The organism is Flagellimonas sp. (genome assembly GCF_965215805.1).
Taxonomy (GTDB): Bacteria; Bacteroidota; Bacteroidia; order Flavobacteriales; family Flavobacteriaceae; genus Flagellimonas.
In genome coordinates this window covers 2,329,408-2,349,732 of the sequence record NZ_OZ244124.1, presented here as the reverse complement: position 1 = coordinate 2,349,732, position 20,325 = coordinate 2,329,408, and the positions used below count along the sequence as shown (strand labels likewise).

The window sequence follows — 20,325 nt, the reverse complement described above, 5'->3', positions numbered from 1 at the left end:
CGACCCGTATTATTTTGGCGGGTAAGATATTATTTATGATTCCAAAAACTTTTAAAGAGGTCATAGACCTTGGTGACGGTAGAGAGATTTCTATTGAAACCGGAAAACTGGCAAAACAGGCCCATGGTTCTGTTGTTGTCCAATCAGGCAAATGTATGTTGCTATGTACCGTTGTCTCCAACTACAAGCAAAGTGATGTGGATTTTCTTCCACTTACCGTAGATTATCGCGAAAAATTTGCGGCTGCAGGACGTTACCCTGGAGGTTTCTTTAAGCGTGAGGCCAGACCCAGCGATGGGGAAGTATTGACCATGCGTTTGGTGGACAGGGTTCTACGACCTTTGTTCCCGAAAGATTATCATGCTGAAACCCAGGTGATGATCCAATTGATGTCTCATGACGAGAATGTAATGCCAGATGCCATGGCAGGACTTGCGGCTTCAGCGGCTATCCAACTTTCGGATTTTCCATTTGAATGTGCCATTTCCGAAGTTCGTGTAGGTAGGGTAAACGGTGAATTGATCATTAACCCAACCCGTGAACAACTTAAAGAATCCGACATTGATATGGTTATCGGTGCTTCAGCTGATTCTGTAATGATGGTGGAAGGGGAAATGGATGAGATTTCCGAAGAAGAAATGGTGGAGGCCATCAAATTTGCCCATGAGGCGATCAAGGTACAATGTGAGGCTCAATTAAGATTGGCTGAAGCTTTCGGAAAGAAAGAAACCAGAGAGTATGAGCCTGAAGTGGAAGATGAAGATCTTCAAAAGAAGGTTCACGACCTTACATATGACAAGGTATACGCCATTGCAAAAGCAGGTTCCGCCAAGCACGAGCGAAGCGAAGCTTTTCAGGCCATTAAAGAAGAGGTGGAAGCTACTTTTTCCGAAGAGGAATTGGAAGAAATTGGTGGCTTGGTGTCCAAATATTTCTACAAGGCAGAAAAAGAAGCCGTTCGTAACCTTACTTTGGATGAAGGATTGCGTTTGGATGGCCGTAAAACCGATGAAATCAGACCCATCTGGTGTGAAATTGATTATTTGCCGTCTGTTCATGGTTCTTCCATCTTTACCAGAGGGGAAACTCAAGCATTGGCAACAGTAACCCTTGGAACATCAAGAGAAGCCAACCAAATAGATATGCCATCTTACGAAGGTGAAGAAACGTTCTATTTGCACTACAACTTCCCTCCGTTCTCAACTGGAGAGGCAAGACCTATTCGTGGTACTTCCCGTAGGGAGGTAGGTCACGGAAACTTGGCCCAACGTGCCCTAAAAGGAATGATTCCTGAGGATTGCCCGTACACCGTACGTGTGGTTTCCGAAGTATTGGAATCCAACGGTTCCTCTTCCATGGCAACGGTTTGCTCTGGTACTATGGCCTTGATGGATGCTGGGGTGCAACTTAAAAAGCCTGTATCCGGAATCGCAATGGGATTGATCACCGATACCGAAACTGGAAAATATGCTGTTCTTTCTGATATTTTGGGAGATGAGGATCATTTAGGGGATATGGACTTTAAAGTCACAGGTACTTCTGATGGTATTACCGCCTGCCAAATGGATATCAAAGTAAAAGGATTGTCTTACGAGATTTTGGTTAAAGCTTTGATGCAGGCCAAAGATGGAAGACTGCACATTCTTGAAAAACTAACGGATACTATTGCAGAGCCTAAACCGGAGGTGAAGTCCTACGCACCAAAAATCGTTACCAAGATCATTCCTGGAGAATATATTGGTGCAGTTATCGGTTCTGGTGGAAAAGTGATCCAAGAGTTGCAGAAAGAAACCAATACGACCATTGTTATCAACGAAGATCCGGATACAGAAGAAGGTATTGTTGAAATTTTGGGTACCGATCAAGATGGTATCGATGCGGTTATCGCCAAGATCGATGCGGTAATGTTCAAACCTGAGGTTGGTAGCGTTTACGAAGTAAAAGTGATCAAAATGCTTGACTTTGGAGCCGTGGTTGAATACATGGAAGCTCCGGGCAACGAAGTATTGCTTCACGTTTCCGAATTGGCTTGGGAACGTACCGAAAATGTTTCGGATGTGGTAAACATGGGAGATGTATTTGATGTGAAATACTTCGGTCTAGATCCTAGAACCAGAAAAGAAAAGGTTTCCAGAAAAGCCCTTTTGCCAAAACCTGAAGGATTTAAAGAGCGTCCACCAAGAAATGATCGTGGTGGAGATCGCAGAAACAATGACCGCAGGGGAGGCAATCGTGACAGAAAGCCCAGAAGAGACTAATTTTTAGTCAAATAGCAGAATTTAAAGGCTCCAAGTATCGCTTGGGGCCTTTTTTACAACAAAAATCCAAATAAACTTTACCAAATTGTAACTTTTTGCAATTTCCTACGTATAACTTAATGAGCTTCGGTTCTAAAATTATAAAAGAAGGGAAAATTAGATGAGACAGTTAAAGATCACAAAACAGGTTACCAATAGGGAAACCGCGTCGTTGGACAAGTATTTACAGGAAATCGGTAAGGTAGATTTGATCACCGCCGATGAAGAAGTGGAATTGGCACAACGAATCAAAGCGGGAGACCAGATAGCCTTGGAAAAATTAACTAAAGCCAACCTCAGGTTCGTGGTTTCGGTAGCAAAACAGTACCAAAACCAAGGATTGACCCTTCCTGATTTAATCAATGAAGGAAATTTGGGACTCATCAAGGCTGCACAGCGTTTTGATGAAACCCGTGGATTTAAGTTCATTTCGTATGCAGTTTGGTGGATTCGTCAGTCCATTCTACAGGCATTGGCAGAGCAGTCCCGTATTGTTCGCTTGCCTTTGAACAAGATTGGTTCCATCAACAAAATCAATAAAACCTTTGCTTTTTTGGAGCAAGCACATGAGCGTGTTCCTTCAGCTGAGGAAATTGCCAAGGAATTGGACATGACCGTGGAAGACGTAAAGCAATCCCTGAAAAATTCAGGACGACACGTATCCATGGATGCCCCTTTGATTGACGGGGAAGATTCCAATCTTTATGATGTGTTGCGAAGTGGGGAATCCCCAAATCCAGATAAAGAATTGTTGCACGAGTCCCTGCGTACCGAGATTGAGCGGGCGTTAGAGACCTTGACACCGAGAGAGGCCGATGTTATCCGCCTTTACTTTGGTTTGGCCGGGCAACATTCCATGACATTGGAAGAAATTGGTGAAACATTTGACCTTACCAGGGAAAGGGTTCGCCAGATTAAGGAAAAAGCTATTAGAAGGTTAAAACATACCTCTAGAAGTAAAATTTTAAAGACTTATTTGGGATAACTATAAGATTATCCGCACAAATTACAGTTAAATAAAGCCCAAATTGTTTTTTTGGCAAGAAAGTTGTAATTTGTAATCCTACAACAGTTTATCATGACTGTTCGTTTTTTGATTGATGAATAAACTCCGGCTGATTACCGGAGTTTTTTCATTTTATCCCATTCCATTCCCGTTAAGAAATGAACATTTAGCGCTACAAACGGGTTATCTACGGCCCAAATTCCCAAAAAATGGGCGCTTATTTGTAATTTTCGCACCGTTTATGATATTTAAGAAGTATTGTCCAAACATATGATAGACAAGGTACTATACACAAAAAACCGGATTTACTACCACCTACTGTTTTGGTTGGGGTACATTCTGTTTTTTACTGTTTTTTGGGGCAGTTATGAGGACAATTACTTTGATCAGTTTCTGCAAGTATTGTTTCTGCTCCCGTGGAAAATAATCCCTACCTATATCACATTATACTACCTAATGCCCAAATACTTGTATCACAAGAAAATGGGCATGTACATCCTGCTTTCCTTAATCTTGGCCATCAGTATGGCCTTGATTGATAGGTATATGACCTGGCAATATATTTATCCATGGTTCTATTATGAAGTTGGGCATGGCAAAGACCCAGTCTGGTATTTCCCCAAGATCCTAAATTCACTGATTAGGGTATATACACCCGTTTTTGTGGCCATGTCCATTAAACTGCAACGCTTTTTTTATCAGAAGGACCAAATCAACAAAGCCCTTGAAAAGGAGAAAGTGGAAACGGAACTGAAATTTCTTAAGGCCCAGATCCATCCCCATTTTCTATTTAACACCCTCAACAGTATCTACTCCTTGTCCTTGGCAAAATCTACCAAAACCCCAGATGCCGTACTCGGATTGTCCAAGTTCTTGGATTATATGCTATACGATTGCAACGATAAGTTTATTACCGTAGATAAAGAATGGGAACAGCTAATGAATCTGGTGGAATTGGAGCGCCTGCGCTATGGTGACCAGCTTTCCATTTCAGCCACCATCAAGGACGACAACAAAGAAAGCCTCATTCCACCTTTGCTTCTCTTGCCTTTTGTAGAAAATGCCTTTAAACATGGGGCCGATAGTCTACTTACCGATTCCTGGATCAAAATTGATCTTAAGCTGGAGAACCAACAAATGCAGTTTATGGTTGAGAATAGCAAGGCCACCACAGCATTGGAAGAAAATTTGGATAGCGACAAAAACATTGGCCTTAAAAATGTGAGGAGACGCTTGGATCTTTTCTTCCCCGAAAAACACGAGCTTAAAATCTTGGAGGAACCCGATAGTTTTTTGGTCAAGCTGGAAATTGACCTAAGCGATATTAGTTCCTAACTTCGTAACAAGCTATGACTGCAAAAATCAAATGTATTATTGTTGATGACGAGCCTTTGGCGAGGGATGTATTGGAAGGATATGCCAACCAAATTGACCAGTTGGAGGTTGTGGCCGTGTGCGCCAATGCCGTTGAAGCCTTCGGTCACCTTCAAAAAGAGCAAATTGATTTGGTTTTTTTGGACATAAAAATGCCCAAAATCAACGGATTGGAGCTATTGGAATCGCTTAATCCAGTTCCACTGGTAGTATTTACTACTGCGTATAGGGAGTTTGCCATTAAGGCATTTGAATTGGATGCCATAGATTACCTGCTAAAACCCATATCTCTTAGCAGGTTTATGAAAACGGTTGCCAAGGCCAATAAGTACCTCAATGGCGGAAATGGGCAGGGATCCAACGAACCTATCCAAGAAACCTCAACCTCCAACCCTACTCCAGAAGAACCTGAATTGCTGTACATCAAAGCCCAGCGTAAAATTGTAAAGCTGGACTTGGCTGACATCAGCTATTTGGAAAGTTTGAATGACAAAGTCATTATTCATACCTCAAAATCCCAGATTCAGACTACCCAGCGTATCGGTTATCTGGCAGAAAAATTGCCGAAAAACCATTTCATAAGAACCCATAGATCTTTTATTGTTGCCTTGGATAAGGTCACTGCTTTCAATAGCATCATGGTAGAGGTGAATGGGAAAGAACTTCCCATTGGCAGAAATTACCGATCACACGCGCTTGACGTTTTGCAGAAAAAATCGAGCTAACATACCTTTAACTTTTAGGGCTTTTTACTGTTAAGCATTCCTTAATTCCGCCCCAAACAGCTCTTCTTTTACATTTTCAGCCTCTTTTTGGTCTTTTTCGGCACCAAACTGCCCTTGAGTGTCATTCGCAAGCACCCACCCTACATTCCCAAGGAGCATTTGTTATTGCCTTTTTGACTATGGTTCTTTGATGTCATCATCATCAATCAAAAAACGAACGGTTCATGAAAACCATTTGGCCACATCTGCTTTTATTGATTCCAATACTTGGTTTTTCCCAAAACGGCAGTGTCGACACAAGGGCGCAGTACCAATACCACATCAAAAAAACTACGCATCCTATTACCTTGGATGCTGCCGTGGGGGAAAACGAATGGGACAATCATCTACCGGTGAGCCAATTTTTCAATCACTGGCCTTCTGATGTAGGTCAGGCCCAAAACCAAACCGAAGTAAAACTGACCTACGATGATCAGAACCTATACCTTTTGGCGAAGTGCTTTGACAATGGGGAACGGATTGTGCAATCATTGGTAAGGGATAGTGATGAGGACTACTGGGGCAGTGATAATTTCTCCCTGGTTCTGGATCCCGTGAATACCAAACAAAGTGGATTCTTTTTTGGGGTTACCGCTGGCGGCGCCGAAACAGAAGGTAGCCTAACCATTGAGGGATCCCTGACCTGGCTTTCTGAAAATTGGGATAACAAATGGGCCTCTAAAACCGCCCAGTATCCAGGATACTGGCTTGTTGAGATGGCCATTCCCTTTAAAACCTTGCGATACAACCCAAACCAAAGTACTTGGGGCATCAATTTTGTTCGTGGGGATAAACAAAACAACGCCTATACCACATGGACACAGTTTCCTGTAAATTTTAATGGCATAAGCATGAACTATATGGGCTCCCTGCAATGGGACCGAAGTCCCGAAAAGGCAAAAGGTACTTTTATTTTTAATCCATATGTGACCTCCTCATCCATTCGCGATTTTGAAGATAGCGAAGAATTGGAAGCGCAGTTGAACAGCGATTTGGGTGGGGAAGTCAAAATTGCACTGACCAGCAACCTAAACTTGGATTTGACCCTATTTCCCGATTTTTCCAATGCCGATGTGGACCAACAGGTGACCAATATTACCCGTTTCAACATATTCCTCCCTGAGCAGCGGAACTTCTTTCTGGAAAACAATGATGTATTCTCCAATTTTGGAACCTACGACGTAAAACCCTTCTTCTCCAGAAGAATCGGTATTATGGACGGGGAAGCCATTCCCATCGATTTTGGTGGACGCTTAACGGGTAACATCTCCCCCAACCTACGTATTGGAGTTATGAACGTTCAAACCCGACAAACAGGAGAGTTTGCTGCCCAAAACTACAGTGTTGGTGCGTTTCAACAGAAAGTTTTGAAACGATCCGTGATCAAAGGCATATTTATCAATCGGCAGGCAACCAGCAATACCCAAGAACTGGAGTACTCCAGAAATGCTGGATTGGAATTCAGTTATGTGTCTGAAAGTGGGAAACTGAACACTACTTTTTTGTACCATACCTCCATTACCCCTGAAAATCATAAAGACACCCACTTTTACGGTTTTGATGGTTACTACAGCTCGAAGCGCTTGCGGACTGGCTGGACCCTCAATGTTGTTGGGGATAATTATATCACAGAATTGGGAATCAATCCGCGACTGGAGAACTACAATGCGGAGACCGAGGAAACTGTGAGATTGGGTTACACCTTGATCAACCCATGGCTGCGGTATTTGACTTTTGTGGAAGATGAAAACAAAAAGTTGAATTACCACGGGCTTAGGACGTGGCACAACCTCTATCTCAATTCAGACGGAACTTTTAATGAGAGCCAGAACAATGTAGGTTGGGACTTTGAATATCGGAATACAGCTCGTATGATCGTACTTACGCGCTTTAGAAAAGTGGATCTAATGTTCCCCACTTCCCTACTGGGAGATGATTTTACGCCCATTCCAATTGGCGAATACAACTTTCCGTGGGGAGAACTTCGTTATAGCTCGGATGTGCGCAAGAAGTTTGTCTGGAAAGCCAACCTTGCTTACGGGCAATTCTTCAATGGAACACGCAACGGCGCCATGGTGGAAGGCTCATACCGACTAAGACCTTGGGGTAGTTTTGGGATTACATACGATTACAACGACATCCGTCTGGCCGAAGGTTATGGGGAGGATAAGATTCATCTCATGAGATTTAACGGGGATATTAGTTTTTCCAACAAACTATTTCTTCGTAACGTGGTGCAATACAATACCCAAGGTGACAATGTGAGTGTTTTCTCCCGTCTGCAATGGCGTTACAGTCCCATGTCGGACATTTTTCTGATCTATAATGAAAACCACGATACTGCTGGATTGGGAATCAAAAACAGATCTGTGGTGTTGAAGGTCACCTATTGGTTATAGTAAACTTTCTCCCTAGGGTTTAAAGCCAGATCATTTCGCTATTTTTGTGTAAGTTTTAATCCGATGCATAAAAAATTAGTTGCACCTTCCCTTTTGGCAGCCGACTTTGCCAACTTACAACGAGATATTGAAATGGTAAACCAAAGTGAGGCCGATTGGTTTCATTTGGATATAATGGATGGGGTTTTTGTCCCGAACATTTCGTTTGGGATGCCTGTGATCAAGGCCATGGCCCAACACACCCAAAAAACCTTGGATGTACATCTAATGATCGTTGACCCCGACCGATATATCAAAACCTTTGCAGATTTAGGTTCCAATAATTTGACTGTACATTACGAAGCCTGCAATCATTTGCACCGAACGCTTCAGTCCATTAAGGCCGAAGGCATGAAAGCTGGGGTGGCCTTGAATCCTCACACTTCCATAAAATTATTGGAAGACACGATCCAAGATATTGATTTGGTTTGCCTGATGAGCGTTAACCCAGGATTTGGCGGTCAATCCTTTATTGAAAACACCTATCAAAAGGTTGCAGACCTAAAAAATCTGATCGAACAAAAGAATTCCAACACCCTAATTGAAATTGATGGAGGGGTAAATGCGACCAATGCCAAGAAGCTAGTGGAAGTTGGGGCAGATGTCCTAGTGGCTGGAAGCTTTGTTTTTAAGAGTGATGATCCAACCGCGACCATAAAAGCTTTAAAAGAACAGATTGCGTAATGCAGGTGAATTTTGATATTATTATTGTTGGTGGTGGCCCCATTGGCATCGCTTGTGGGCTGGAGGCAAAAAAGCAAGGCTTAACGTATTTGATCATCGAGAAAGGTCCTATCGTCAATTCGCTGTTCAACTACCCCATCAACATGCAATTTTTTTCTTCTTCTGAAAAATTGGAGATTGATGAAATCCCCTTTATCAGTAAAGAAGCCAAGCCTAAACGAAACGAAGCCCTGGAATACTATAGGAGAATTGTTACTTCCAACCAATTGAACATCCATCTTTTCGAAAAAGTGCTTCAGGTCAAAAAGGAAGTGGATGAATTTTGGGTTCAAACAGATAAATCCGAATACAGAGGGAAACACATTATTGTGGCCACAGGATTTTACGATCTCCCCAACAAGATCAATGTTCCTGGAGAAGATCTACCCAAAGTATCCCATTACTACAAGGATCCCCATTTTTATGCCAGTCAAAAACTGGCTATTGTGGGAGCTAGCAATTCTGCCATAGATGCCGCACTTGAATGCTGGCGGAAGGGAGCCGAAGTAACCCTGATCATCCGTGGTCCTGAGGTGGGGCAACGGGTTAAATATTGGGTGAGGCCCGATATCATCAATCGGATTAAGGAAGGGAGCATAAAGGCCTACTACAATTCCAACCTCAAGGAAATAAAAGAGACCGAAATCATTGTAAATACCCCAGAAGGAGAGCTTAATCTCCAAAACGACTTTGTGCTTGCCCTGACCGGTTACATGCCCAATTTCGAGTTCTTGGAGCAATTGGGTATTGAGTTATCCGATGACGATAAAAAACTTCCCAATTACAATCCCGATACCATGGAAACCAATGTTGAAGGTTTGTTTTTGGCCGGGGTGATCTGCGGGGGCATGGAAACCCATAAATGGTTTATTGAGAATTCAAGAATTCACGCTCCCATCATCATCAACAGCATTGTAGAAAAAATGCAATTGGTACAGAAATCCTGAGTAAGACCAAAGTCCGACAACCGTTTCAAACGCATTCCAAAATTCCGTATTTTTAAGGGAGTACCTATAAGATATCGCCATGGAAATGCTTCAACAATTGCATCTTGCTGCCCAATACCTAGCCACTTCCGGTATTAGTTTCTTGGAGAAAAAAGCAGATGATAGCCATACCAATCTTGGTTTTTCAGTAGACAAAGCGCGCTTGGAAACCTGGCCACTGGATTCAACTGGAACGCAATTATTCTTAAACTACCGGGAGTTTTCATTAGCGTGGTCTACCAAAGAAGCACTTTCTCTGGATTTAAGAGGGAAAGGTCATGAAGAAGTTGTAACATGGTTGAAGAAAACGTCAGAACAATTGGGTTTACCGTCCTATCGCTTTGATTTGCACTATTCGCTGCCCTATAATCTGGACGAAAATTTCCAATTTGAGTTCTCCAATGCAGATCAAGTAGAACATTTAATTCAATCCAGAACCTTGGCACAACAGGCTTTGGCTTCTTTTCTGGAAAAGGAAGAATTGGTTTCGGAAATCCGAATCTGGCCACACCATTTTGATACTGGGGCCTTTACGGCCTTAAATGACGGTTCTGGAAAGTCGATTGGCTTGGGAATGGCCATCCCCGACACTCTTGTTGATGACCTTTACCTATACATTAGCGGGTATCGTGGCCACGACGCCCTCCGCACCTGGGCCTTCAAATCCCTGACTCGTGGCAAATGGGTAAATGATGCATTCAAGGGTGCAGTATTGCCCGTATCAGGTTTAACCCAGGATATGGGAGTGCAATTTTTCCATGAGGCCTTGGCACGTTATAAAAATCTAGAGTAAAATCAAATACTGAAGGGATATACTTGCAATAAAGCCTTGTTCCACTTCTTCACCACTGGTAATGGCATTGATTTCCCTACCGAACCCCAACGTAAGTCCAATCTCCGAATTCGACTTTTTGAAAGGCAAAAAGTATCCTCCTTCCAGCCAAGGCTGAACTACAAGAACGTAGGTACTTCCCGAAATGATTCCATCTGCAGGCCCCATATCCGTCCAATCGATATGCATGCTCCAAACATCCAAGTTTAGGCCCGCAATAAACTTTCCGTTACCAGAGGGAAAGTGTTTCCTAAGCCCCAAAGTGCCCCCAAAACCATCACCTTCTTCGGATATGTTGACATCACTGAAATCCTTTCTATCTGCAAAGTTTGCTCCTGCCCTAAACAGTAGGGAAGTATTATCGTTTACCGCGTGTTCAAAATTCAAGGTTGGGATAAAACCGGCCGGATATACTTGAAAAGAAACACCAACAGCTGTCTCCTGCGCATGTGAATACCACATACCGATCATTAGAAACAAACCTAAAAGTGCTCTTTTGTCCATTCAAATCACTCTTAATTGGGCCTCCAGGGCACCATTGGCCCGCAGCATTTCCCTTCCATCCCTAAAACTCAAATAAGAGTGACCCATTTGGTGGTTCAGAATGCTGATTTTGTTCATATAATTCCAATGCTTGGTAATTTCCCTCCAAGCAAAAAACAGGGAATGTTTTGGGTCATAAATATGCGTGGCTTCTCCCCCTGCCCCATTAATTTCAATAATGCTGAAATTCTTGCCTTCCGCAAGGTCTTCCAAAGAATGGTAAAGGACATCCAAACGACCATAGTAAAAGCCGTTCATTCTGGAGCATATACCATCAATGGTTTTGGATAGCCCCTCATTCAATTTATGGGTAATATCCACAAATTTGGCTCCGCGGGTGTGACTCCCGAAAGGCACCAAGATAAATTCTTCGTCCAGGGCCAACACTTGCTTTAACTCAGCTCCAAACTTTTTCTGCAGTGCTTTTAGCTGCAAATGACTTCTTGGATTTTTCTTGATAAGCTGCTCAATGGAACTTTTGCCATCACCAATAACGGACAAAAACTCTTTGGATACTATTCCAGTGATTTTACCACTTTCATCCCCAGGAATACGGACATAAAAAATACCCACCTCTTTGGTGTGTGGAATAAGTTCTTGCACTAAAAAATTCTCAGGGGTCTTTGCAAAGTAGCCTTGAAATTCATCCTTGTTATGGATTTTTTCGACCCCGAAAGCCTTCATTCCAATATCCGGTTTTGCAATAAATGGGAAGGATATACCACTATCCAGAATTTTCTCTAGCTTCATCGCTGGATCAGCCTCTTTAGAAACAAATAGGGTTTGCGGGATATGTTCTTGGGGAATCAGCTTATAAATATCCATTTTGGACTCCATTGCCATACCCCCATTTTTCATAGACGGATTGGCTGCATTGAAAAAGAAAAAGGAACGGGCTTTCAAGGAAAAATAAAGCCACACCGGGAACAGCGGATAATATATAGCCCATAAAGGCCAATACTCCCAATGCGTTAATTTATGCCATTTTAACTTCCACGAGCTCATTTTGAGGTCTCCAATGTTTTGGGTGAAAATGGGATATAATATTTCCGATCATTCAACAAATCGAAATGTTGCATGGCCATTTGGTCCTGATCCAAAACCATTTGGGTTACGCTAAAGGTTTTTAGGCCCGTATTTCGGTCGATAATAAAGCCATTTTCAAAATCCTGGTGGTTATTGGAATGAAAATCAACAATATCGGACTCTGTAATTTCTTCAGTAGTGGCAATGAAATCTTCAAACAAGGATTCGCGCCTAGCAATGGCTTTTTCATCATACAAAGTTACAGAGGACCAGATATGGTCTTTTCCAGCATCCAACTGCTTTAGACGTTTCTTTTCTCCATCCCATCGAAGTTCCAACAAATCGGCACCATCATACAAAACCAAGGTAAAAGGTTCAACCTGTTTTAATTCCATGGTCTGTAAAACTACCTGTGGTTCAGAGTTGGCGATTACATCCAACAAAATCAGACCCCTACTCCTAACATAGGGTAATTTGCGTTCGTGGTTCACAAAGGCACCATTCAACAATACGGCTACCACTCCAAATTCATTGATGGCAAACCAGGTACCTCCAGCTTGTGGATCTTTTGGAAACAACAGTTTAACCGAATTGACAATTTGCTCCCGGGGTTCCAAAGCTATCGGACGGGAGATATGCTCATCCCTGTTGGATGTGATAAAACAACGTCCTTGTCGCGATATATAGCTTACTGTACACATGCCTGTCTGTATTGAAGCGTGGATGGAGCCACTCCAAACGATTCCGGAAGCTCCATTTGGGTGAAATGCTGTATGCCTACTTTGATTAAGGCGTGGTGGTGAATGGTATGTTCCAGGTTGTACATTACCTCACGAAAGTAATTGGATTCCAAACAAGTCTTCTCCCCGCAAAGTTCATAGGTGACCTTAACGGCTTTGTTCGGTTTCTCCAAATGTTCCTGTATCAATTCAAGTTGCTCAATGGCAAATGGGAGTTCCTGTTCTATTCGTTTGTTCCTTTCCCGATTGTCGTAGGACACATCAGCATCCTGATATCCTTTGAGAAGACATAGATACAGTTCAATGATATGGCGCGTATGTTGACCTATACTGCTTTTGGAAAGCACAGCGCAAGAATGTGTATAGCATCCGTCTGGCAGTTGCAGCAGAATTTCTTTGAATTGTTCCAATGTGTTAATGGAAGACCTGAACATAAGGTTTATTGAATTTTTAGATTAAGACGTTTTTTAAGCAACAAATACCCGAGATAAATAGCGAAGCCCAAATAGAGCAATCCCATAAATAAGTTGGTTATCATGGTATAGTTACCGTAGTTGGCAAAAATGAATTTTCCTGCCGCAATAAAAACCCCAAGACCCAATAAGGATCCAAATCCTATCCCAGCCAGATAAAAATTGTAGTGACCCTTGGTACTTTTAAGCACTCCTTTGTTGGAGAGTACCCTGTTCCATGTCATCCAAAAGGGAACTTGTAAAGGATTAAGGGCACTTAACAACAATCCTAGTACAAAGGCTGAACTTATCTTGGGCAAGGCTGTGACTTGTTGCTCCACATTTGCCAAACGCATCGAAGCTTGAAAACTGGAAATTGACAGATACAATAACAACGCAATTCCCAATAGAATGAGATATGATGAAAACTTCTCCCCAAATTGCAAGTGTTCGTTTCCAATTAAGGTAAGTCTAACCACGGTCAACTCTACCAGTACTACGGCCAGTGCGAACCAAATAGCAGCAGTTAAACCTTGGGAAGCGGCAATATCAAAGGCGGTGAGGTTAAGCGTTCCCAAGGGCAATGCTCCCAGAAAGCTAACCAATACACCATAAAAACCAACCTTTGCGTGCTTATTCATTTGACAACAAGTGTTCGCTAAAACATTGTTTATTATAGTCTCTAAAATAGGGATACCTAACAGCCTAAACCAAATTTGAAGCGAAGAATTGCAAATTTAACCTAAGCTTAAGATTAATCGGCAATGAGATTGTTCCAGTTTTGATCCGCCTTGGTTCTTAGTTTTTCCGGGGATTCCTTCAACCAAAGCTCCAAAGTGTTTGTGTTTCCGGAATTATAGAATAAATAGAGTTTATCATCCCGAATTTCAAAGGTTTCGGGATTAACGTTAACCCTTTTACCTGAAACCGCAACAGCATAGGCACAATACCCGCCATACTGGGGAACAAATTTATCTGGATTGGCATTGAAAGCATTCAAGTTTTCCTCGGATGAAAACTTATAGTCAATCCCTGCATGGTTTGCCTTGTATTTTTTACTTCCTTCCTCTGCCTCGCCATTAAAATAGGCAACTACGTCATAGCCATTGGCCGCATACCCTTTTTTGGTGTTTACATGCTTGGATTGCCCATAGATTAGGGCTCCCATAAAGAAAAATGCTAAAATCAGTATTCTTTTCATATTAATAGATTGAAGATTTTTTATCTAGTGTTTGACCGGTGTTGATATCAATACCTATCTGGTACCAGTCCCTGGTTTTTTCCATCCCCCCTAACCCGTTCAAGGAGTTGGACTATATATGATATTATGTCTTTATGCCAAGAGATTCCTTTCATTCCCACCGACAAATGGGAATGGAAAGATGCCACTTAAATCAGATTCACATCAGTGATCACTTCCAAAACAGCTGGGCCGTTTTCTGCAAAAAGTTCCTCCATTGCAGCCTTCAAATGTTCTTGATTTTCCACACGCTTACCCCAGGCACCGCAGGACCTGGCAAATTCGGCAAAATTAGGATTGGAGAGCGAGGTTTGCCATACATCAAATTCCCCAGCACGTTGTTCTTTGGATATTTTACCCAGTTCATGATTGTTCAACACAATCAATTTTATGGGCATTTTATATTTGACCAAGGTGGTGATTTCAGCCAAGTACTGACAGAGACCGCCATCCCCGGCAACAGCTACAACAGGCCTCTCTTCCCCAACAGCCGTCCATGCCCCCATGGCCGCAGGCAAGGCAAAACCAATGGAACCCAAATAACCTGACATTAGAAAATCCTGCTCCTTGGATTCAAAATAGCGCCCAAAAGAATAGGCATTATTCCCCACATCAACACACATTACAGCGTTTTCAGGGGTTAGTTGATTCATGGCGTCAAAGACCGCAATTGAACTCACCCCATTATCTGAAATTTCCAAAAGGCGCTTGGCCTTCTCCTCTTTCCATATTTTCCAGCGCTCAGCCACTTCCTTGGTTTGATCCAGAGCATTTACGCCTGATTTTAGTTCTTCCTCAAAAATTTCCAAAGTTCTGGAGATTTCACCCCATACGGCCACTTCAACTTTATGGAATTTACTTAGCGCCAAGGGATCAAAGTCCACTTGGATAATCGGTTTTTTAGGGGTAATCCCCGTGTGATTTGAAAAGGAGGCACCAAAAACAATCAACAAATCTGATTCGTTCATAAACCATGAAGCAATTGGGGTTCCACTCCTGCCCAAAACCCCTCCTCCCAAGGGATGATGGTCCGAAATAAGGCCCTTCCCTTTAAAGGTGGTCACCACTGGTGCGTTCAATTGTTCAGCAAAAGCAGCCAGTTGTTTTTTATGCGCCCTGGCTCCATGTCCCAAAATAATTACGGGTCTTTTGGCTTTTTTGATTAAAGCCACTGCCTCTTTCACCGCCTCTTTTGGTGGAGCAATTTCCAGTGTGGTCATTCGCTTTTCTGGAGTTTTTGCCTTGGCATAAGGCTTGGCTTTTCGTTCCTGAACCTCATCGGGAAAGGTCAAATGGGAAACATCCCGCTTAAGAATGGCGTGCTTGACTGCCAGAGACATCAACTCGGCATGTCTACTGTCACTTTGGACTCTATGGTTAAATTCAGCCACACTTCCAAAAGCCTGAACCAAGTCAACTTCTTGAAAATTTCCGGTTCCTACTACTTGGGTAGCCACCTGACCTGACAATGCCAATAAAGGGGCTCTATCCACCTTGGCGTCCCACATTCCAGTAAACATATTGGTAGCACCAGGGCCTGCTATGGAGAAACATGCGGCTGGCTTCCCTGTCAATTTTCCATAAGCCGAAGCTGCGAAAGCAGCTGCCCCTTCATGCCGAATTCCATAAAAGTTCAATTTGCCTTTTTGCTCCATACGCTTCATGGCATCCGCAAAACCCAAATTGGAATGTCCCACCATTCCAAAAACCTTGGTCACTCCCCAGTTGACCATGGTCTCTACCATGATGTCCGAAACCGTGGTTTCATGGGGTACTTCCTCCTCCACTCCCACATAAATGGCATTGTTTTCCTCTTTGACTTCAAAGGTTTCAATCCCATCATCATAACCCCCTGGCGGAACCCCGGTTTGGGGATGAAAGTCCCAACCATGCCAGGGACAACGGAGCATTCCATTTTCAATGGAACCTTCACCCAATGGACCTCCCTGATGGGGGCATTTGTTATCCAAAGCAGAATATTTGCCCTCGAAATGCGTAAGACAAATGCCCTTGTGCGCAGCGGTAACGGTTTTCACCCTTCCTTCAGGCAACTCATTTTTGTTATCCAGTACTTTGTACCATACTTTTTTCTTTGAAGTGGCCATAGATCGATTCGTTTATTTTATTCCTGCATAGTTGATTCCGGTAAGCACGTGCATTTCCTTATTAAAGGTGGATAGGTCGTCGTGGTTGAACTTGGCAATGTCGTCATAACCGCATGAACGCGCCACTACCTTGATCAAATCATTGGTGGCAGAGAAAAAGTTATACAATTGTTTGGCCGATGCATCCACAATCAATCGGCTTCTCAGATGTTCTTTTTGGGTAGCAATTCCCACAGGGCAGTTGTTACTCCCGCAGGCTCGCATTCCCAAGCATCCAACCGCCTGGATAGCCGCATTGGACACCGCAATGGCATCAGCACCCAACATCATCGCCTTTGAAAAATCCTCAGCAATGCGAAGTCCTCCCGTAATCACCAAGGAAACATCGGTGGCTCCAACCTTGTCCAGATATTTTCTAGCTCTGGCCAGGGCGGGAATCGTAGGAACATTGATGTTATCCCTTAAGATGGTTGGTGCTGAGCCTGTTCCACCACCCCTACCATCCAAAATGATATAATCCACTCCCACATCCAGGGCAAATTGGATGTCTTTTTCGATATGACTGGCCGCAATCTTAAACCCGATGGGAATTCCTCCCGTGCGGTCCCTTACTTTTTGGGCAAAGGCCTTAAAGTCTTCCACTCCATGAAAATCGGGAAAAGTGGCTGGGCTAATAGCAGTTTCTCCTTCTTTTAGACCTCGAACCTCAGCTATTTCCTTGCTCACTTTATTTCCGGGCAAATGCCCCCCAGTTCCTGTTTTGGCTCCCTGGCCTCCTTTAAAATGAAAGGCTTGGACCTTGTCCAATTTGTCCCAGCTAAAACCAAATTGAGCCGAAGCCAACTCATAAAAATATTTGGAATTGTTCTTTTGTTCATCCGGCAGCATGCCCCCTTCCCCAGAGCAAATACCCGTTCCGGCCATCTCTGCTCCTTTGGACAGGGCGATTTTTGCTTCCCTGCTCAATGCCCCAAAACTCATGTCACTTACAAAAAGAGGAATGTCCAAAACCAACGGTTTTTTTGCTTTTGGGCCAATGGTCACCTTGGTGGAAACCTCCTCGTGATCCAGCAAAGGTCGCGTGGCCAACTGAGCTGGTAAAAATTGAATATCGCTCCATTTGGGTAGCGTATTCCTATCCACACCCATAGAGGCGGAAAAACCATGATGTCCTAGATTTTTCAAACCATTTCTGGCGAGTTCCTTGATATAACCCGTATAGGGTTCCGTATCTTCAGGGTGGGTGTCCGCATAAGTTCCCAGATAAGCCTCCCTGTCAAAGGGTTGTGGGTGCTGCTGTTCAAATTGCTCTACTTCATTTTCGTCAATTTGCAGGGAATCCCCTTCAATATATTCCTGGAACTTGTGTAGTTGTTCATCGTTATTGTATTCACTAATACCCGTATCGTATCGGTAGTCCCAACCGTGTACCCCACAAATTAAGTTTTTCCCATCTATGCGGCCATCTGCCAACAATGCCCCTCTGTGGTGACATCTTCCATATAACACCGATATCCCTGTTTCGTGCTTAACAATGACCAAATCTGTATTTTTAACGAGGGCATAGGAAGGTTCTTTAGCTTTCAGTTGTGACACCTTGGCTATTTCAATCAATTTCTGAGACATATTTGCTGGGTATTTAGGTTAGATCTAAAACTTAGGTCGAGCCCGCATAAAACTCATTACATCAGTGTGTTTTATGCCCGATCCAATTCCTACTTAAGATAACACAAAATGGTCAGATTTCCATTTTAGGTGTATGCCCAAACAAAAACGCCCAAAGATTTCACAATCCATGGACGTTTGCTAACCAAAAATCTACAACCACACTGGTAATTAAACTCAACTAGTTCATTACAGTAAAGGTTTAGATGCAAACGTTGCGATAAACTTGCGCTTGATCATACAAAAACTTTGAAAGGTAACTTTTTAATGCTCTCTAGGAGGTGGAGGGCCCATATGTCCCTCGGGTGGACCTTTCCTTCCAGGGCCTCTTCTAAGTGTCTCACTTAATATACTCTCCAATATTTTTCGTTGTTCTGGGGTACACATATCCCCAATACGCTTAAAATGGTTGAACACCTCCAAATCTTTTTGCTGATGGAGCCAACCCATAAGCTCAACTATGGAATCTCTTTTTCTTTCCAAAAAATCCTCATTTTGGGTATTGGAAAAGAGCATATGCCTCATTTCCCGAAGTTGGCCATCCATAGTTTTCATACGTATGCGATGTTCCCCCTCCAACATTCTGAATTCTTGGGTTTGGTCCGCTGTCAAATTCAACTCATTGATGATAAAATCATGGGACGGTCTTTTCCGAGGTCCAGGTTCTGATAGGACAAGGTAAAGCAATACCCCGTTCATGATCATCAAGAAAAATAGTATGGCTGCAATTAACTTATTTTTCATCGGTGTCTAATTTAGGAAAGAGGTATTAACAGAACCAGACAAATTATAGGATTCCGCAAAAGTCTGAAGCTCATCCTGTTTGTTAGCACTATTGTAAAGGTACAACACCGCAAAGTTTAGCGCAGCAAAAAGTAATAAGACGGCAATTTGATATTTGGGAACAAACCAGGCCAAAACATCCAGTTGCGGCTTAACTTCTTCCAAGTCCACCAGTTTTCTGAGCACCTTATCCTTAAAAAATGGCGGGGAATTGACCGCCTCGATACCATCTGCGGATTCCAGAATTTTATCTATCTCTTGTTGTGTAGTTTTTTTAGCATCCATTGTTTTTCTGTTATTTCTTTAGATGTGATTTCTTATTGAAACTTGCGCTTATTTTTCACTTTTATAAAAATGGGCCAATATTTTCTGCAAGTTCTTTTTAGCTCGAAACAAAAGCGATTCAACTGAGGAAACACTTTTGTTGGTAATGGTGGCCACCTCCTTATAACTCAATCCATCAATCTTGTGCAGCGTAAAAACCACACGCTGGGCTTCGGGTAATCTGTTTATGGCCTGAAACAAAGTTTCATTTCGTTCCTTGTTTTCCAGCTGTATCCCAGGATGGTCAAATTCGGTAAAATAGGTGGATTTATCCATTGGAACCATGTTCCCTGTAATGGACTGCATAAAACCAAACCGTTTTTTTGCGTTCTTTTTCCGAATGAATTCCAAGCTTTTGTTCACTGAAATCCTATAGATCCATGTAGACAATCTGGCTTCTCCCTTGAATTTGGATATGGCATGGTACACCTCCACAAATACTTCCTGGGCTATATCTTCCGCATCCTCCCTATTGGGCACAAAGGAAAGACAGGTATTGAAAACCTTCGCCTGATATTCATCCAACAGTCTGCTATAGGCAGATTGTTTTTTGTCCTTCAGATCTTGTAAAAACTGATTGTCTTCCAATGAATTAGCGCTTATCCCTATCGCAATTTATAAGCTTTTTTGGAACCATCATCCAAAAAAAACCCCCTAAGCCCACAAGTTTTTTTACTGGTTCACATCTAAACTAGAAATGTAAAACAATTGAACAATGATTAAAAAGAAGACAACATTTGGAATTCTAGCAGTGACTGCAGCTGCACTTTTTTCCTGTCAGTTAACTGCCCAAGAGGGATCAAATAGAGGAGAAAGAAAAGGACCGCCCTCTTTTGAAATGCTTTTGGAAAAAATGGACGCCAACGAAGATGGAAAGCTTTCTGAAGAAGAAGTAAAGGGGCCATTAAAAAAGGACTTTGCCAAAGTGGACCTGAACGAAGATGGTTATATCTCAGAAGAGGAATTCGATAAAGCTCCAAAACCCAAAAGAAGGGAGAAAAGCCAATAAAAGCATAAGGTCTAACAT

At 42.7% G+C, this 20,325-nt stretch carries 21 protein-coding genes; 9 read left to right on the top strand and 12 right to left on the bottom strand.

The window, feature by feature from the left end:
- Nucleotides 1–35 precede the first annotated feature (35 nt).
- From ACOOE0_RS10355 to ACOOE0_RS10340, 4 genes are all read left to right on the top strand, one after another.
- A complete protein-coding gene (locus tag ACOOE0_RS10355; protein ID WP_420398854.1) occupies nucleotides 36–2,258 on the top strand; it encodes a polyribonucleotide nucleotidyltransferase in 2,223 nt (740 codons plus the stop codon).
- A gap of 160 nt (nucleotides 2,259–2,418) precedes the next feature.
- On the top strand, nucleotides 2,419–3,282 hold the full coding sequence (locus ACOOE0_RS10350) for a sigma-70 family RNA polymerase sigma factor (protein ID WP_073180565.1): 864 nt from the start codon (nucleotides 2,419–2,421) through the stop codon (nucleotides 3,280–3,282).
- A 291-nt stretch (nucleotides 3,283–3,573) separates the two neighbouring features.
- The gene (locus tag ACOOE0_RS10345; RefSeq protein ID WP_420398853.1) at nucleotides 3,574–4,638 is read left to right on the top strand and encodes a sensor histidine kinase; all 1,065 of its coding nucleotides are present in this window, start codon (nucleotides 3,574–3,576) and stop codon (nucleotides 4,636–4,638) included.
- A 14-nt stretch (nucleotides 4,639–4,652) separates the two neighbouring features.
- Nucleotides 4,653–5,402: a LytR/AlgR family response regulator transcription factor gene (locus ACOOE0_RS10340; protein WP_420398852.1), complete on the top strand. Its 750-nt coding sequence runs from the start codon at nucleotides 4,653–4,655 to the stop codon at nucleotides 5,400–5,402.
- Between the two features lie 30 nt (nucleotides 5,403–5,432).
- Here ACOOE0_RS10340 and ACOOE0_RS10335 read toward each other — a convergent pair whose 3' ends face one another.
- Complete coding sequence (locus ACOOE0_RS10335) at nucleotides 5,433–5,561, bottom strand: hypothetical protein (protein WP_420398851.1); 129 nt, start codon at nucleotides 5,559–5,561, stop codon at nucleotides 5,433–5,435.
- 65 nt (nucleotides 5,562–5,626) lie between these two features.
- Here ACOOE0_RS10335 and ACOOE0_RS10330 point away from each other — a divergent pair, with 65 nt between their 5' ends.
- From ACOOE0_RS10330 to ACOOE0_RS10315, 4 genes are all read left to right on the top strand, one after another.
- Nucleotides 5,627–7,840 carry a DUF5916 domain-containing protein gene (locus tag ACOOE0_RS10330; protein WP_420398850.1) on the top strand — a complete coding sequence of 738 codons (2,214 nt, stop codon included), beginning with the start codon at nucleotides 5,627–5,629 and terminating at the stop codon, nucleotides 7,838–7,840.
- 63 nt (nucleotides 7,841–7,903) lie between these two features.
- The gene (gene rpe, locus ACOOE0_RS10325) at nucleotides 7,904–8,563 is read left to right on the top strand and encodes a ribulose-phosphate 3-epimerase (protein ID WP_420398849.1); all 660 of its coding nucleotides are present in this window, start codon (nucleotides 7,904–7,906) and stop codon (nucleotides 8,561–8,563) included.
- Nucleotides 8,563–9,549, top strand: coding sequence for a YpdA family putative bacillithiol disulfide reductase (locus ACOOE0_RS10320; RefSeq protein ID WP_420398848.1), 987 nt, complete (start codon nucleotides 8,563–8,565; stop codon nucleotides 9,547–9,549). The genes rpe and ACOOE0_RS10320 overlap by 1 nt, the downstream gene beginning before the upstream one ends.
- A gap of 79 nt (nucleotides 9,550–9,628) precedes the next feature.
- A complete protein-coding gene (locus tag ACOOE0_RS10315; RefSeq protein WP_420398847.1) occupies nucleotides 9,629–10,381 on the top strand; it encodes a hypothetical protein in 753 nt (250 codons plus the stop codon).
- Here the strand turns inward: ACOOE0_RS10315 and ACOOE0_RS10310 are convergent.
- The 11 genes from ACOOE0_RS10310 to ACOOE0_RS10260 form a co-directional block, all read right to left on the bottom strand.
- Nucleotides 10,373–10,924, bottom strand: coding sequence for a hypothetical protein (locus tag ACOOE0_RS10310; RefSeq protein ID WP_420398846.1), 552 nt, complete (start codon nucleotides 10,922–10,924; stop codon nucleotides 10,373–10,375). The two genes, ACOOE0_RS10315 and ACOOE0_RS10310, sit on opposite strands and share 9 nt — an antisense overlap.
- Nucleotides 10,925–11,806, bottom strand: coding sequence for a D-alanine--D-alanine ligase (locus ACOOE0_RS10305; protein ID WP_420398845.1), 882 nt, complete (start codon nucleotides 11,804–11,806; stop codon nucleotides 10,925–10,927).
- A gap of 158 nt (nucleotides 11,807–11,964) precedes the next feature.
- The gene (locus tag ACOOE0_RS10300; protein WP_420398844.1) at nucleotides 11,965–12,690 is read right to left on the bottom strand and encodes an NRDE family protein; all 726 of its coding nucleotides are present in this window, start codon (nucleotides 12,688–12,690) and stop codon (nucleotides 11,965–11,967) included.
- Nucleotides 12,678–13,163, bottom strand: coding sequence for a DinB family protein (locus tag ACOOE0_RS10295; RefSeq protein ID WP_420398843.1), 486 nt, complete (start codon nucleotides 13,161–13,163; stop codon nucleotides 12,678–12,680). The genes ACOOE0_RS10300 and ACOOE0_RS10295 overlap by 13 nt, the downstream gene beginning before the upstream one ends.
- 5 nt (nucleotides 13,164–13,168) lie before the next feature.
- Nucleotides 13,169–13,822: a LysE family transporter gene (locus ACOOE0_RS10290; RefSeq protein WP_420398842.1), complete on the bottom strand. Its 654-nt coding sequence runs from the start codon at nucleotides 13,820–13,822 to the stop codon at nucleotides 13,169–13,171.
- A 113-nt stretch (nucleotides 13,823–13,935) separates the two neighbouring features.
- Nucleotides 13,936–14,382: a YHS domain-containing (seleno)protein gene (locus ACOOE0_RS10285; RefSeq protein WP_420398841.1), complete on the bottom strand. Its 447-nt coding sequence runs from the start codon at nucleotides 14,380–14,382 to the stop codon at nucleotides 13,936–13,938.
- 188 nt (nucleotides 14,383–14,570) lie between these two features.
- Nucleotides 14,571–16,526: a thiamine pyrophosphate-dependent enzyme gene (locus ACOOE0_RS10280; RefSeq protein WP_420398840.1), complete on the bottom strand. Its 1,956-nt coding sequence runs from the start codon at nucleotides 16,524–16,526 to the stop codon at nucleotides 14,571–14,573.
- A 12-nt stretch (nucleotides 16,527–16,538) separates the two neighbouring features.
- Nucleotides 16,539–18,152: a glutamate synthase-related protein gene (locus ACOOE0_RS10275; RefSeq protein ID WP_420398839.1), complete on the bottom strand. Its 1,614-nt coding sequence runs from the start codon at nucleotides 18,150–18,152 to the stop codon at nucleotides 16,539–16,541.
- Between the two features lie 303 nt (nucleotides 18,153–18,455).
- Nucleotides 18,456–18,935 (bottom strand): Spy/CpxP family protein refolding chaperone, encoded by a 480-nt coding sequence (locus tag ACOOE0_RS10270; RefSeq protein WP_420398838.1) that lies wholly within the window; start codon nucleotides 18,933–18,935, stop codon nucleotides 18,456–18,458.
- A 6-nt stretch (nucleotides 18,936–18,941) separates the two neighbouring features.
- Entirely contained in the window at nucleotides 18,942–19,259 is a 318-nt protein-coding gene (locus ACOOE0_RS10265; protein WP_420398837.1) for a hypothetical protein, read from the bottom strand.
- Nucleotides 19,260–19,307: 48 nt separating this feature from the next.
- A complete protein-coding gene (locus ACOOE0_RS10260; RefSeq protein ID WP_420398836.1) occupies nucleotides 19,308–19,886 on the bottom strand; it encodes an RNA polymerase sigma factor in 579 nt (192 codons plus the stop codon).
- A gap of 127 nt (nucleotides 19,887–20,013) precedes the next feature.
- Here ACOOE0_RS10260 and ACOOE0_RS10255 point away from each other — a divergent pair, with 127 nt between their 5' ends.
- On the top strand, nucleotides 20,014–20,307 hold the full coding sequence (locus tag ACOOE0_RS10255; RefSeq protein WP_420398835.1) for an EF-hand domain-containing protein: 294 nt from the start codon (nucleotides 20,014–20,016) through the stop codon (nucleotides 20,305–20,307).
- Nucleotides 20,308–20,325 lie beyond the last annotated feature (18 nt).